At 29.5% G+C, this 16046-nt stretch carries 12 protein-coding genes; 1 reads left to right on the top strand and 11 read right to left on the bottom strand.

The annotated features are described in order from the left end of the window. Positions 1-80 precede the first annotated feature (80 nt). The 5 genes from JK634_RS17825 to JK634_RS17805 form a co-directional block, all read right to left on the bottom strand. Positions 81-1688: a DUF2207 domain-containing protein gene (locus tag JK634_RS17825; protein ID WP_202769078.1), complete on the bottom strand. Its 1608-nt coding sequence runs from the start codon at positions 1686-1688 to the stop codon at positions 81-83. Positions 1689-1706: 18 nt separating this feature from the next. Beyond that, positions 1707-2690 (bottom strand): DUF4003 family protein, encoded by a 984-nt coding sequence (locus JK634_RS17820; RefSeq protein WP_202769077.1) that lies wholly within the window; start codon positions 2688-2690, stop codon positions 1707-1709. A gap of 157 nt (positions 2691-2847) precedes the next feature. Continuing rightward, the gene (locus JK634_RS17815; RefSeq protein WP_202769076.1) at positions 2848-4194 is read right to left on the bottom strand and encodes a cell wall-binding repeat-containing protein; all 1347 of its coding nucleotides are present in this window, start codon (positions 4192-4194) and stop codon (positions 2848-2850) included. A 188-nt stretch (positions 4195-4382) separates the two neighbouring features. Beyond that, positions 4383-7292 carry a YhgE/Pip domain-containing protein gene (locus JK634_RS17810; protein WP_202769075.1) on the bottom strand — a complete coding sequence of 970 codons (2910 nt, stop codon included), beginning with the start codon at positions 7290-7292 and terminating at the stop codon, positions 4383-4385. 222 nt (positions 7293-7514) lie between these two features. Continuing rightward, positions 7515-8081 carry a TetR/AcrR family transcriptional regulator gene (locus JK634_RS17805; protein ID WP_202769074.1) on the bottom strand — a complete coding sequence of 189 codons (567 nt, stop codon included), beginning with the start codon at positions 8079-8081 and terminating at the stop codon, positions 7515-7517. Between the two features lie 193 nt (positions 8082-8274). Between JK634_RS17805 and JK634_RS17800 the strand changes: the two genes are divergently transcribed. Next, positions 8275-9165: a phosphatidylserine decarboxylase gene (locus JK634_RS17800; protein ID WP_202769073.1), complete on the top strand. Its 891-nt coding sequence runs from the start codon at positions 8275-8277 to the stop codon at positions 9163-9165. Between the two features lie 409 nt (positions 9166-9574). Here JK634_RS17800 and JK634_RS17795 read toward each other — a convergent pair whose 3' ends face one another. The 6 genes from JK634_RS17795 to JK634_RS17770 form a co-directional block, all read right to left on the bottom strand. Further along, a complete protein-coding gene (locus JK634_RS17795; RefSeq protein ID WP_202769072.1) occupies positions 9575-10714 on the bottom strand; it encodes a Card1-like endonuclease domain-containing protein in 1140 nt (379 codons plus the stop codon). A gap of 105 nt (positions 10715-10819) precedes the next feature. Continuing rightward, positions 10820-11965, bottom strand: a complete 1146-nt coding sequence (locus tag JK634_RS17790; protein WP_202769071.1) for an ABC transporter permease — start codon at positions 11963-11965, stop codon at positions 10820-10822. Between the two features lies 1 nt (position 11966). Continuing rightward, positions 11967-13100 (bottom strand): ABC transporter permease, encoded by a 1134-nt coding sequence (locus JK634_RS17785; RefSeq protein WP_202769070.1) that lies wholly within the window; start codon positions 13098-13100, stop codon positions 11967-11969. 17 nt (positions 13101-13117) lie between these two features. Further along, entirely contained in the window at positions 13118-14053 is a 936-nt protein-coding gene (locus tag JK634_RS17780; protein ID WP_202769069.1) for an ABC transporter ATP-binding protein, read from the bottom strand. A gap of 132 nt (positions 14054-14185) precedes the next feature. Continuing rightward, entirely contained in the window at positions 14186-15289 is a 1104-nt protein-coding gene (locus tag JK634_RS17775; protein ID WP_202769068.1) for a sensor histidine kinase, read from the bottom strand. Between the two features lie 12 nt (positions 15290-15301). Next, complete coding sequence (locus tag JK634_RS17770; RefSeq protein ID WP_202769067.1) at positions 15302-15943, bottom strand: response regulator transcription factor; 642 nt, start codon at positions 15941-15943, stop codon at positions 15302-15304. Positions 15944-16046: the final 103 nt, after the last annotated feature.

The following is a 16046-nucleotide window of genomic DNA, read 5'->3' as shown; positions in this document are numbered from 1 at the left end:
CCCAAATAAAAAGTGAGCTTTTTATTATATAAGCCCACTATTTAAATTTCTATATTAAATTATATCATAGTTAGTGATTTTTAGAAGGCACTACTTCCTCCGCCACCTCCAAATCCTCCCCCATCTCCTCCTGTGAAGCTGGAGCTTGAACTTGTATTAGGTGCACTTTGGCTAAATTGATCATTAAAGTTATCCTGATAAGACATGCTATAGAAATATAAGAATCCGTAATTATACATAGGATTATATGCATCATTATATCCTGGAGTTTTTCTTATATGCTCTGATATATTATCAAATACTTCTAATGAAATAGCGTAAGGAAGTATTCTTTGCCATACATCTAACTTTTTTAGTCCTTCCTTATCATCTAGATCTACTAAATATCTCTTAAAGGCTTTCCATTTAAGTCTTTCATTTTCATATTCATTGGTTAATCTATCTTTTCCTGCTAGATGGACATACATATTAAGGTCATAAGCATCTTCATTTACTCTGCTAACCCATTCATTATATCTATCCCTAAAGCTTTTCTCCCCTGCATCTTCCATTAGCGTAGAAAAATCTACTCTACCATTTTCAGATAACTTATTTAACCAGTATAATAAATACTTTTCACTCTTTAATAAATAAGATTTATCTACTCCATTTACTAGGTTAAAAGCAACTTCCTCATAATTATCTTCATCTATCTTTTCTTCAAATTTAATAAATCCCTTATTAGCTAAATATAATATACTTGCTAAGAAATCCTTCATCTCTAGCCTATCATCAAGTAAGACAGTTACTAAGGCTGGAGTTATATCTGCTGGTATATCCTCATAATGATTTCCATTAAAGAATATATAGTCTTCTCTATACTTTGCTATTTCTTTTTTTCTCTTATTACTAACAGCATATATTGAGCCACCTATTAATATCATTCCTAGAGTTATTGCTACCATTATTGCTATGTTTGTTTTATTTTTTTCTTTAAGTGATTCATTCATATATTCATCATAGTTTTTATCTATAATTTTTGAAGTGTTTACCCAAGCCACTGGAAAGTGTATAGCTGCTCCTATTACTTCATTTTTCCCCATATCACTTAAGCTTAGCTTAATAAACTTATTATCACTATTCTCTGCTACTCCTCTATTAGGTCCTTCACCATTGAAGCTAACCTCACCTGTAATACCTTTTGGCAAAGTAATATAAACATTTATACTATCTATCTTAACATCCTCTTCATTTTTATAAAAAACCCACTTAAGCTCAGACAAATCCTTATATTTTGTAACTACATTTTTTACTGTATAGCTAATATTAAATACCTTTTCTTCGTCTTGGCTCTTACTAAAAATTTTAACCTCTTCACTATTTCCTGACTCACTTAACTTATAGGTATTATTATTTTCACTATCACTTTGGCTAACATCTTCTTTGTCATTAATATTAACCTTAACATTTTCTATCCCGTCTGAACCATTGGTTTCTATATTTCTCTTTATTCCATTAAAGCTTCCCGTAAAGTTATATTTATAAGTTTCCTTAACCTGCATATTTCCTTTATCATCTACTGTTGCTTTAATATCAATATTAGATATATAATATTCCTTCGATGCCCCAAAGGCATGAATTGGATTTATAAACAAAATGCATATAAAACTTATTGCTAAAACCTTAAATACTTTACCTGCTTTTCTCATATTCTCCCCCTATATATCTTAAGAACTTGATGCTGCAGAAGATGCTGCCGCTGCTGAGGCTGCCGCCATCATAGCTTGCTGCTGCGCTACCGCTATTAGTTGCATTGATAACCCTGTAGATATATCTGCCATCTTATTTTCTCCTTCAGTATACATACTTGTAGCTAATATACAACTAAACATGGTTTTTATATAGCTTTGAACCCCATACTTATATCCTTTCATACGTTTAAGCTCCTCATATATTTCAGAAACTTCACTACATATAAGATTTGCATCATCAGTTATTAATGCCATTAAAGCTACTGATGGAAGTGTATAAGTTTTAACTTTGACCTTCTTTTCCTCTAATTCTGATACCATATGATCAAATAAACTTATTCTATAGTCAAAATCTTCACTTAAGGCTAAAACATGAGATACTGTTTGAAGTCCATTGCTTTTGCTATATCTCATTTTACTTAACTTATTATAGATATATTCTATTCTTTCAGTAGTCTCTTTAACATCTAAATCCGTACATCCAAGAAGTGCTGCATATACATAATCATCCTTGGAGGTTAAAAACATATGGTTTCTTTTCATATCTTCATAAAAAAGCTTAGTTCTTTCTATTTTTTCTTCTCTATTATCAAAGCTTGTGTTCTTTAAAATGGTATAAGCTATCATTGGACTATATTCATAAGAAGATATTCCTTTATCCTTAAGCTTTTGTGTCCATTCTTCTATATCCTTAAATACTTCCTTATAGTTATCTTCAAAAGATAATAATAAAGACATCAAAGATAGGTTATTTCCTCTAAACTTTGAAAATACTCCTGTTGTATCTTTAATGAAGTCTCTTATTTCTTTAATTTTTTTAGCTTCTATTCTTCTGTTTCTTGAAGCATAACTCAATGCTATAAAGTGATTGAGTATAGCCATATCCCACTTAAATTCTTTTTTTGCTTCAAAATAATTATAGGTCATTAATTCTAATTTACCTTGTAATTCTACTCTCATTAAATCCACCTCAAATTATTATATGGTATCAAATAACCTTTTATACGTTAATACTATCATTAGGGTTCACCTATGTCAATATTTTCCGGGAAATTTAAAATGAACTAGCTTTCTTCTTTTTAGCTAGTTCATTTCAATCTCAAACGCTATTTTTACTTTAATTCATATAGATATAACCAACATCATTAAATTGTCCAAAGCTATCAATACATATTATATTAATATATCTTCTTATTTTTCCGTCAGTTCCTACTACTTCTCTTAAAACTTTCATATAATAGTCTTCAATATACCATTCTCCGTATGGTGAACCTTCAGGAAGTCGAGTTTCTCTATGAATATGATAGTACTTACCATCATAAGGAAGTTTATGTTCATTTATCATACCACCATCAATAATAGAATTATCCGCTGTTACAGAAATTGAATTCATATATTCTAAGGAAGGCTTACCTATCACTGGTTGATATATTGGACCTGTTGAATCTGCATTTATAAGTTCTTTTTCTGCTGCTTGACTTACAGCCCCATAACTACCTAGGAATATTAATCCTGTAATATGGGTTGCATCATTATCTAAATAATTTTTAGTAGTTGTTGTATCATTTGAATTAACTAGTAGAATTGGAGCCCTTAGCTTTGATGCTAGTACACTTCCACTTAATGCATCTGGAAAATCAAAACCAGTTGCAATAAGTAAATTTGTAGAATTTAGTCCAAATGACTTTGCAATAAGTGTTGAAGTTTCAAATCTATCCTTTCCACCAAATCTAAAAACATTAGAGCCTACAGATGGTGTTGCTGATTTAACTTGATTAACAACATTATTTGAAACAACACCTTCACTTCCTATTATATAAACATTACTTGGTTGTATATCTTTAAGTGTTTGAATTGAAGCAGATGGTAAACTATCTTTATAAGATAGCACAATTGGGTATTGATAAACTCCTGCTACACTTGAAATAGATAATGCATCTGGAAAGTCAAGCCCTGTTACTACTACTACAGTAGTTCCCTTTGGTACGTTTAGATTTTGATTTATAATTCTTGCAGTTTCTTCTCTATTATTTCCACCTAATCTAGTTATATTGTTATATCCATTTGCCTTAATTTGATTTATAAGCTTATCAGGTATTACCCCCGAACTACCTAAAACATATATATTCCCTGACTTAGGTAAATTCTTATTTATAAAATCTAAATCCTTAGCATTGTTGCTATCATCTCCAGTAAGTAATATCGGAGCTTTTAATTTGGCTGCAAGTACACTTCCTGTTAATGCATCTGGAAAGTCACTCCCTGTTGCTAATATTACATTATTTACAGTTGAATCTTTAATAACTTCATTACTTATGGATATAGCAGTCTCATACCTATCTTTTCCTTCAAGCCTTTTGTTAGCCAGTGTCTGAGCTTGTACTTTTATTAAACTATTTGATACTAAAATACTTGAAACTAATGCCAATCCTAATAATATTCTTAAAATTTTTCTTTTTGACATATTAAATCATTCCTTTTTTACTCTTAATCTTAAGATTTATTAATATATAAATACCATTAAACTTTACCATATTATTTCATATATTTGAAGTATATTGAAATAAACCTAATATCCTACAAAATATTTTTATATAAAAAAGAGGCTGTTGCACTTAAATATAAATGCTCAGCCTCTTATTAATTACTCTTCTATGCTGCTTGTTTTACTTCTTCTATCTTATCTGATATAAAATCGCCTTTTTTCTTAAATACTATAGTTAGTGATACAAATACTACTGAAATTAATGCAAATACACCTGAACACTGAGCTATTACAGATACGTCTGTTCCTGAAATAGCTTCTCTTAATGCTTTTACTGCATAAGTGAATGGCATATATGGATTAAGTACTTTGAAGAAGTTTGGTACTACTTCTAATGGGAAAGTACCTGCACAAGCTGTTAATTGAAGTATTAATAACACTATTGCTATTAATTTTCCTCCATCTCCTAGTGTAGTTATGAAGAATTGAATCATAGCTACAAAAGTTAATGACATTAGCATATTAAACAAGAAATATAGTGCCATGTTTTGAGGACTTAAGCCTAATGCTAATACTATTAAGCTTGCAAGTATTGCTTGAACCATACCTATAAGTCCTAGTGTCATATATTTACCTAAAACTACTGAAATTGAACTCATCTTCTTTCCTTCTCTTTCAGCCTTTGACTTAGGTGAAAGTACAAAGAACATCATAAGAGCTCCTACCCAAAGAGATAATGGTATAAAGTATGGTGCAAAGCCTGTTCCGTAATTTTTTACCTCATCAATTATCTTATTATCCATGTTTACTGGATTTGAAATAAATGTACCCATTTCATCTGGAGTATTAACTAATCCTTTATCTAAGTCACTTGCTCCATCTTTAAGTTTAGAGGAAAGTTCATTAGAACCATCAGAAAGCTTAGTTACCCCATCTTTTAATTCAGGAACACTTCCTTTAAGGTCTCCAAGTCCACCTTTTAGCTGAGTTGATCCATCATATAATTGACTAACTCCACTTGTTAAGGCAGGTAATCCATTAATTAATGCCTTAGCTTCCTCAATCTTTCCTTGACTTATTGCTGTATTTGCCTCAGCTAATATCTGATCATTTGTCTTAAGATCCTTTTGAAGTCCCTTTACCATACCTACATATTTAGGACTGTTTTGTAATAACTCCATAGTTTGTGGAGAAGATAAATCACTTAATATAGGTTTTGCATTATTAATATCAGTTTGAACTGACATTAATTTTGGAATTAGAGCCTTTACACTTGGATCCTTTGATACTCTTGATACATCCATTAGTAGATTTAAGTTGTCTTGATTATTTGCTATATCTGTTTTTAGTGTTCCTACGTTTGCCATAAGTCCATTAATTTCTCTAATATTATCTGGTGTCATTAACTGACCTAGTGAATTTAATAATGGAACCTCATTATTTATAGCAGTCATTGTAGGATTATAATTGTCTAACAAATTCTTTAAAGCTGTTACGCTATTTGGGTTTTGAGCCATTACGTATGCTTTTGATTTAACTAAAGTATCTAAGCTTGTTAACTGAGTTGATGCATCAGTTAATAAGGCTTTATTAGATAGTAATCCTTCAGTTAAGGTTAATGAACCTGCAATTAATGCTGCTGAGCTTGTTGGAACTTGTATAGTTGGTGCATTTGTACTTGCTGCAGCTGCTGCTTGAGTTCTTATTGAATTTATTAATCCTTGAATATTAGTATTTAATGCATTTATAGCTTGGTCATCTGTCATGCCTGCATCTTTTAAAGGTTTAAGCATTTGATCTAAACCAGCATTTATATTTTTTAGTTGATTATTTGTTGTTTCAATTTTTGTAATTAAAGCTTGCACAGAGCTTGGATTACTTAAAAGTGCAGATAGTTTAGTTATATCGTCATTAGTGATAAGCTTACTTGCACTTTGTAGATTGTTTGCTGCAACAGTTAATACTTTTAAGTTCTCTAATTGTGCATTTGCATCAGCATTTAATAATTCCTTTGGAATCTTTCCTTGTAGATCTGCTAGGGTTCCTTGAAGAGTTGTTGCATCTGCAAGTAGTTTATCAACATTTTGCATTCTTAAAGCTATCTGCTGATATCCATCTGGATTATTAGGATTCATTTGGACTACTAACTTTTGTATTGATGGCTGACTAAGAATTACCTTTAATCCATTTGAATTAGTTACAGCTTGTAAATCAGTAAAGCTCTTATTAACCTGATTTATAGTCTCTGGTGTTATTTTATCTAAAGAAGATAAATCCTTGTTTTCAAATTGTCTTGCTGTAGCTATTATATTTGTGATTTTGTCTTTATTTTCTGGAGTCAAATAACTTGAGATCTTGACTAGCTCAGCAGGATTTATAGTTGAAACATTTTTATTAAGTTCAGCTAATCCTCCATTTAATTGATTTGATCCATCATAAAGCTTATTAACTCCATCTTCTAAGGCTGGAATATTTCCTTTTAGCGTGGTTAATCCATCTGCTAACTTACCGCTTCCATCCGCTGCATCATTCATTCCAGATTTTACAGTATCAAGATTTTCATAAGTAACCTTCACATATTCCTTAGAAATCTTTTCATTAATTGTTGCCTTTAGCTTATCCTCTACCTTACTTCCTATTTGAGATGCTAAGAAGTTTTTTCTATTGTTTGATGTATAAATGATATCTGCTTTTACTGGTGTAGAGTCCTTTGCAGTAACTATATTCTTTGAAAAATCCTCTGGGATTACAAACATGGAGTAATACTTATCTCCCTTTGTTCCGTCTACTGCATCCTGGTAACTAACAAATCTCCACCCCATATCCTTGTTATCTTTAAGTTCATCTGTAATATCTTTACCATAGTTTACTTCTTTTCCATCCATTGTGGCTCCCGCATCGAGGTTTACAACTGCAACTGGAAGTTTATCCATTCTAGAATATGGATCCCAGAATGCCGCCAAGTAAAGTAAGCTATAAAGTAACGGTACTATAATTATTCCTGCGATAGCAAATCTTAAGAATCTATTCTTATAAATTGAAGAAAGATCCTCCTTTGCAACTTTTAAAAATTTCATAACTTCACCTCATTCACCACTTTTTGTACTGACTAGTCAGTTCTATTTTGAAGCTATTTTTTGTTTTTGTAAAATATTTCTTTGTACTGTGTAGTCTAGTTTTAGGTGAAGTATAGGATTTCATGTATATTTTTCTCTATTTTTCATTGTTTTTCATGGTATCTTAATTTTTTGTAAAAAAATAAGAGTTTATATGAAAATCTCATATAAACTCTATATTATTTATTTTGCACTTAAGCCGTGAAAAGTATATTCAATTAAGTTATTTACCACTTCATCTATCTCTTTATCTTGATTTACTAATTCATAAATTGCAGCAGAAACTAAGCTTCCAAAAAAGGTATAAGCAATAAAATATGAATCACCATTCTTAATAAATCCTTTATCCATTGCATCTTTTATATAAACTTCTATATTCTTTATATACTTTTGCAAATGTTCTCTAAGCTCTATTTGTCTTATTTCTTGTCCCCAAAGCTGACTCATTAAGACCTTGAAAAAGTCTTTATTTCTATATAAAACAGTAAGCTGTGTTATACATATTTCCCTAAGATTATCTTCAGGGTTATTATCTATATTTGCTACTACAGATATTTCATCAGTAAGAACACCAATACCTTCGATTATTATAAATCTAAATATCTCTTCCTTACTTTTAAAATGGTAATATAAAGTTCCTTTTGCAACTCCAGCCTCTAGAGCTATTTCATCCATAGTTGCTCCCTTATATCCATTATTAGAAAATATTTTTATAGCTGCCTCAAAAATTCCTTTTTTCGTCTTATTCATAGTTATCCTCTCCATATGTTTTTTGACTAGTCAATACACTTAAACATACAAGTAATTAAATTATAGCACTATATCCTTTTAATAACTATCTCATTTACTTACAATTTAAAAATTTAACATATAAATGTTAATATTTTAATCTCTTTGTGCTAAAATTAATCACGTAATTATAATTCAAAGTGAGGATTATTTAATGATTAAAATATATAATAGAAAAACAAAAAGCTATGAAGTAGAAAATGTTGCAGGAGGAAAATACATAGAATGGTCCTATGGTTCTCCTATTGGAAAGAGTATAACTGAACTTTTCGTAAAGAAAAAATTATTTACAAAAATATATGGAGCTCATTGCGATACTAGAGGCAGTATAAAAAAGATTCCTGCATTTATTAAAGACTTCGATATTGATATGAGAATTTCTAAAAAGAGACCTGAAGAATTTACTAGCTTCAACGACTTTTTTGTAAGAGAATTAACTGAAGATGCTAGACCAATAGATAAAAATCCTGATATTTTAGTATCTCCTGGTGATGGAAGATTAAGTGCCTTTGAAAATATTGATATGGATAATGTTGTTCAGATAAAAGGATTAACATATTCCTTAAAAGAACTTCTTTTAGATGAAAAAGTTGCTAACGAATATAATGGAGGAACTTGTTTGATTTTAAGATTATGCCCAGTTGATTATCATAGATATCATTTTGTTGATAACGGGGTTTGCTTAGAATCTAAAAAAATAGAAGGCCATTACTATTCAGTTAACCCTATTGCTTTAAAGAATATTCCTAAACTATTCTGCCAAAACAAAAGGGAATGGAGTATATTTAAATCTGAAAACTTTGGCGACATAATTCATGTTGAAGTAGGTGCTACTTGTGTTGGAACAATAATTCAAACCTATAAACCTTTAGAACCAGCTAAAAAAGGGCAAGAAAAAGGCTACTTTAAGTTTGGAGGATCTACTACTGTATTATTCTTCAAAAAAGGTATGGTAAAGATAGATAAGGAAATCGTAGAACAAACTGAATTAGGTTTTGAAACAAGAGTCCTAATGGGCGAAACCATAGGAAAAAGAAGTGAGTAAAGTTCATGAATAATAAATTAATAAAAGTATTTACTTTAGTGATTATACCGCTAATTACTTTTACTATATTTTTTATTATCGGGAAACATCAATATACTATTTATCATCAAAATAATATATTGTATCCAACTATGACAGGATCACTTATATTGTTCAAATACATACTTTTTGGTATTTATTTTAGTGCTATTTCACTTTCTTTATGTTTTTTATATTTTAGTAAGATGAAAAAACGCCAAAAAGTATTGTTTTTATTTATTGCAATCTCTTTATTATTAATAGGTTATATTATCTTTTCATTTTTTTCAGTATTCCTTAATTAATAACTTTTTAACTTTAAAGGTGTTGTCGAGATTTTTAAGAATCTTATAATGACAACACCTAAGTTTACATATTTATTAGCTACATTCTATTTTAAGCTTTTTTCTAAAGCTTTCTTAAACTCACTTCTATTTCCGTCAAAAATTATAATGTCTATATTCATTTCCTTTGCTCTTTCTAAAACAGAAATCTTTATAGGTGCCTTAGTTGCAACTAAAACTTTTTTAACCACCTGCCCTGCAGTTTTATTACTATATACATCTAGTTCATTTAAAGCCACATCATCATATTTTGCGCTATCCTTACAGGAAATACATATTAGCTTTGAATCCTTTATTGCCATAACATCAATTTCATTTTTAAGTCTTACTTCTTCATCTCCCCATAAAAATAAAACTCCCGTTTTCACCTCTTCAATTTCTTGTATCTCTTCAATAATATTTTGGGTATATAGTTCAAGCCAGCTTCCACTCTTAAATATAAAGCCTTTTATATAATTATTGGAGAACTTCACTGTAATTATGCCATCGCCCTCTTTATCATATTCCAGTTGATTTTTATCTTTTAGATATTCAATTGCCTTATCACATAAACTTCTTTCCTTATCTTCAAATAATTTTGTATCTATTCTTATCACAAAAGGGTCTTCAATATCATTAATAAATATTTTTTTATCATTTAATTTATATTTTATATCTTCCCAAAAGTTTAAATTATTAGCTATGATATTAGCCATTTCTTTTAAGGTACTATTTCTATTAATATCTGTTGTCTCGCATATTATGCTTACTCCATTGCTTTGTATTACCTCTTTAATATTTAAATCTTTAATATTAGTTTTTGTTATGCTTAAATTCCCCTTATCTAGTTTTAATAATTTTTCCCCTACTATGTCTAGGTATAAGCCTTCGATATTAAATTTTTCACATAAATGCACAAGAATAATCATTGACAAACTGTTTAAATCCTTAAGGTTTATTGCAATCTTTTCCTCTTTAAATTTTTCTATTAATCCACTAACATCTTCAAGAGATATAACTTCTAACTTTACTAATTCAACAATAACTTCCGGGAATTTTTCTTTATAAAGTTCATTTATATGATTAACTTCATTTTTTTCATTCTCTCCATGTAAAAATATAATCTTTTTAGGTTTAAAGGCCTCAGTAAGTAAGATTGCTTCTTGGTTATGTTCCTGTAATTTACTTATTAAAATATCATAACTCATTTTTCTCTTACCTTTCTTTTTTTATTAGTTTGCCACTTGATTATATTTTTATTAAAAAGAAAAAGAGTTTTAAGTCTATTCTTAAAACTCTTTTTAATATAAAGTTTATGCTATATTTCTTACATCGTCATTGCTATAGAACTTGTATATTGCAATTAGGAAGAATGCTACTGCAAAAGCTATTATTATTAATATATTCATGTATATACTTGTAATACTATTTCCATCCTGTAAACTACTTAGCCCAGTTAATATCCACTTTTGTGGCATAAAATCTGAAATTTTTTGAATATATTTTGGCATAATATCTATTGGAAAGAAACATCCTGAAAGCAAACATGTAGGTGTTATTAAAAGGTTTTGCATTGCTCCAACTCCACTTATACTCTTTGCAAAAGAAACAGTAAGTAGTGAGAAGCCTACTGCTACAAATCCAAATAAGAATAACATTCCAAACATTTGTATAAGTGGCATTCCTATATCTATCTTCACCACCTGAGTTAACACTAATAAGGTTAAAATTATTTCAATGGTTACAATGATCATGCTTAAGAAAACATTTGCCATTATATATTTTCTAGAATTTATTGGTGCACTAGATATTCTAAAGTAGGTTCTGTTTTGCTTTTCTTTAATTATTACTTCTGATAAATTTCCTGCTGACATAAGCACTATCATAATTAAAAATCCTATTGATTGTGCTGTCATGGCCTTAGATTTTGAAGTATCCTTTAAGGTATTTACTGATAAGTTAAAATCATTACTTCTATAGTTTGTATAAATCTTTTGGAAGGTTTCCTTATCTCCAGCTGATACCTTGCTTATATCACTGATATTATTTATATAATTATATAGATACGACTTAACATAGGTAGTTGCCTGAGCTCCTTTTATTGAAGTAACTTCTATATTACTTGGATTTCCACTTTCTACGCTTTTAGAAAATCCATCTGTAATTATTACCACACAGTCTAGCTTTCCTGAGGTTACTTTGTCATTTATATCCCCTTCATCTATATTTTCTATCTTAAAGTTTCCTGATTTTTGCATATAATCAACAGCATCTTTAGCTATATAATTACTATCCTTATTTAAAACTCCGACTCTTAAATTATTATCACCATTTCCACTATAAACAACTAGGGATATTAATATTCCAATCAAAGGAGCAATTATATATAAGAAGATATTAGATTTTTTTCTAAATGTGACCTTTAATCCATTTTTAACTAACCATAATATATCTTTCATCTTAAAGAGCCTCCCTTCTTCCAGCTATTACTCCGGATATTACTAAAAACAAGCAAGCTACTGCCATATTTATAACTATTGCTGGTATAACAGCATAACTATCTGAGGTATATATTAGTTTATTTATTGCTTCATTATTCCAAGAAAGTGGAGATAACTTTACTAAAAAGTTTAAAATTCCAGTGCTATTTTCTGATGTAATTGGGAAATATGCTCCTCCCAAGAAGGAAGCTACTTGTACCACAAGCATAACAATTGCTCTAGGCGCTTCTGGTTTTTTAGTTATATAACTTACTCCAAGCCCAAAACTTGTAGCTAATATAACTTCAGTTAAAAGAACTAATATAACTAATCCTATATTTGATCCCCAATTTGCCTTAAAGGCATATTTACTTACTAACATTACTACAAGCACACAAAGTAAATTAGCTCCTATTCCCCCTAGCACTTTTCCTATTAATATCTCACTTTTTCTTACAGGTGCCGCAATGAGCCTAGTGTCTGTTTTATTCATTCTCTCTCCTCTTATTAAGAAACAAGCTGAGATTGCTCCATATAGTCCTATCATAGTTGTCATTGCTATTGAATAATAATCTATAGCTCCAGGGGCGCTTTTTGAATTTAGTGAAGTTTCTTTAATATAGCTACCTTCACTATTATCATTAACTACTACTCCTACTCCCTGTGGTTTTACTTTTACCACTTCAGAAATTAGTTTATATTTATCAATAAAACCTTTTAACATTCCTTCTACGATATTTCCTTCAATAGACGTTCTATCATTCTCATATAACTTAACACTATCATTATTAATTTCAATAAATCCTTGATATTTTCGTTTTTCTACTTTATTCTTAGCATCTACTACATCATCAACCTTTTCAAACTTTATTCCTTCCCTTTCAGCTTGTTTTACAAATTCCCCAAAGTACTTAGAAAATTCACCTGTACTATTGTCTTTATATACTATACTTATCTTATCTAGTGATACTGTGTTATCACTGCTAAAAGCTCCAGATAAAGCTGTACCTAATATTAAGATTAATATTATTGGAAAAGCTAACATAAAGGTAAGTGTTCTTGTATCTCTTAATGTAGATTTTATCTCATTAATAGCAAAATTTATTATATTCACTTTTTCATCCTCCTATATTAATCCCTTAATGTTCTTCCTGTTAAAGTTAAAAATACGGTTTCTAAGTTAGGTGTTTTTGTTTCAACATTTCTTATTTCTATATCATTATTTATAAAATATTGAATTATTTTATTTAGGTTATTAACTTCAACTTCTGAATTTATTGTTACTGAATCTTCTTCAAGTGTTACTGCTTTTACTCCAATTATCTTCTTTATTTCTTCCTTGTTTAATTTATCTGTAGACTTAACTTTTATTAAATGCTCACTTGTATCTGTTACTATAAGCTTTAATTCTTCTTTTGTTCCGTCTGCAATTATTTTTCCATGATCAACTATTGCAATTCTTGAACAGATTTCTTCAACTTCCTCCATATAGTGGCTGGTATAAATAATTGTGCAACCCATTCTGTTTAATTCCTTAACTGATTCAAGAATATAATTTCTTGATTGAGGGTCTATACCTACTGTTGGCTCATCCATTATTATAAGTTTAGGTTTATGAGCTATAGCGCAAGCTATATTTAGTCTTCTTTTCATACCACCAGAAAAGTTTTTTGGATATTCCTTCATCTTGTCAGTAAGTCCAACAAATTTTAGTGCCTCTTCTGACTTTGCTTTAAGGACTTCTCCTCTTAAACCATATAACCCTGCAAAGAACTTTACATTCTCATAAGCAGTCAAATCTTCATATATTGCTATATCTTGAGGAACTATTCCTAGATTCATTTTTGTAAATCTACTATTCTTTTTAATATCTTTTCCAAGTATGCTTATGCTACCTTCATTACTTTTTAAAAGTCCAGATATCATATTTATAGTTGTACTTTTTCCTGCTCCATTAGAACCAAGAAATCCAAATATCTCTCCTTCCTCTACGGTTAATGACATATTATCTACTGCAATAAAATCTCCATATTTCTTTGTAAGATTTTTAATTTCTAACGCTTTCATTTAATCACCTCAAAAATTCATTTCTTTAACTTATGAGTTTATTATATAGAAAAAAGGTGGACTTATTTAGTATATAAGTTCACCTTTCATATATGAGAATATTCACTTTTTATATATGAGATTTTACATGGTCTATTTTATTGGTAGTAGTGTAGTTACAGAAAATCCATTGCTTCCATCAACAATTATCTTGCCGTCAATAGTTGCAGTTCTCTCTTCCATACCAACTATACCTAGGCCCTTTTTGATAAGAGTTGCTCCCTCTCCATTATCTTTTACCTCTGCTTTTATGAATTTATTTAATACATCAATATTAACTAAAATATTATCTGCATTAGAATATTTCATAGAATTAGTAAGGGCTTCAGATATATTCTCAATTATTATCTTCCACTGAATATAGGATATTTTATCAATATCACCTTTGTATATTAATGTAGTTTTAATTCTGCTTTTTTCAATAAACTCATCTATCATAAGCTTAAGCCTATTAATTCCTATCTGCTCTTTTGGTGGCTTTAAGTTTTTAAGAGTAATTCTAATATCCTCTATTCCTTCTTTAGATATATTTATTGAGTTTGATAAAAGCTCTTTTGCCTTTTCTTTATCTCTATCTATTAATGACTTTGCTGCCTCCATTTGAATTAAAGCTCCAGTCATAGAATGTCCTATCTTATCATGTATTTCCTGGGATAATCTATTTCTCTCCTCAAGCTTAAAGGTATACTCTGATTGTCTTAAATATTCCTTGTTCTCATTAAAGTTCTTTGTTAATCTATGCATATCTTTTCTCATACTATCTGCCTGATCTTCTAAGCTATCTAATCTACTTGTATAATTTCTTGACATTGTAAAAACAACAAAGCTAAATCCTAATATAAGAACATATATAGATATTATAGCCTTATCTAAAAACAATCCCGGAACTAAGGCTATTGCTAATGAGAAAATTCTTTTTTCTACATAATAATCTAATAATTCATATATATTTACGGGCAAAAACACAATAAATAGAGGGTTTATATATATGTAACCAAGAATGATAAATATCATAGAAAGCCCAATAAATACTTTTTTATATTTTTCCGGTTTTATTATATAAATGCTGCTATTAATAGAACAATATATAAGTAGCCACAATACTACTAATGCTCTGCTTTCCTTGCCATTATTAATATGCTCTATAATAATATATAAGGTAACAATAAATTTATTAACTATAATCCACTTCTCCATTACTTCACCATGCTATTCTAGCTTGCCTTTTAAATAATATATAGCTATCTGAGTTCTATGCTCAAGAGAAGTTTTATTAAGTATTGAGGTTATATAGTTTGCAACTGTACCTTCGGATATAAATAAATTTTTAGATATCTCTTTATTTGAGTATCCCTTAGCGATTAAACTCATAACATCAAGCTCTCTTTCTGTAAATAAGCTTCTATCTATTTTATCTTCTTTTTCACCTTTATCCTCTTTTAGATTTTCCTTTATCTTATCAAGAACCACATCCTGCATAACATTGTTTCCATTATAAACACTTATTATGGCATCCTTGATTCTTTCAGGCTCATTATTTTTAAGTAGATACCCTTTTGCTCCATTTTTTATAGCTTCAAGTATATACTCATCGTCATCAAAGGTTGTTAAAATTAATGGTTTTGTTTTAGTCTTTTCAGTAATTAGTTTTGTTGCCTCTACACCATTCATATTAGGCATTCTAACGTCTAGTATTGCAATATCCACTTCGTTGTTAATGCAGTAGTCTAGCGCTTCTTTCCCGTCATTTAGCGTCTCTACTACATCAAATTCTTCATAAGTATTTAAAATTATTTTCATTCCTTCTCTTATAAAGGAGTTATCATCTGCTATTATTATCTTTATCTTCATAGCTTAAGCCTCTCTTATCCATCTTATTATCATTAATTATATTTTACTATATAAAAAAATAAAAGCCCTAATAATAGGGCTCTTATGTATCAACTTAGGCTCA

This window comes from Clostridium paridis, assembly GCF_016765615.1.
GTDB classification, from domain to species: Bacteria; Bacillota; Clostridia; order Clostridiales; family Clostridiaceae; genus Clostridium_T; species Clostridium_T paridis.
This window is presented reverse-complemented; position numbering and strand designations above follow the sequence as displayed.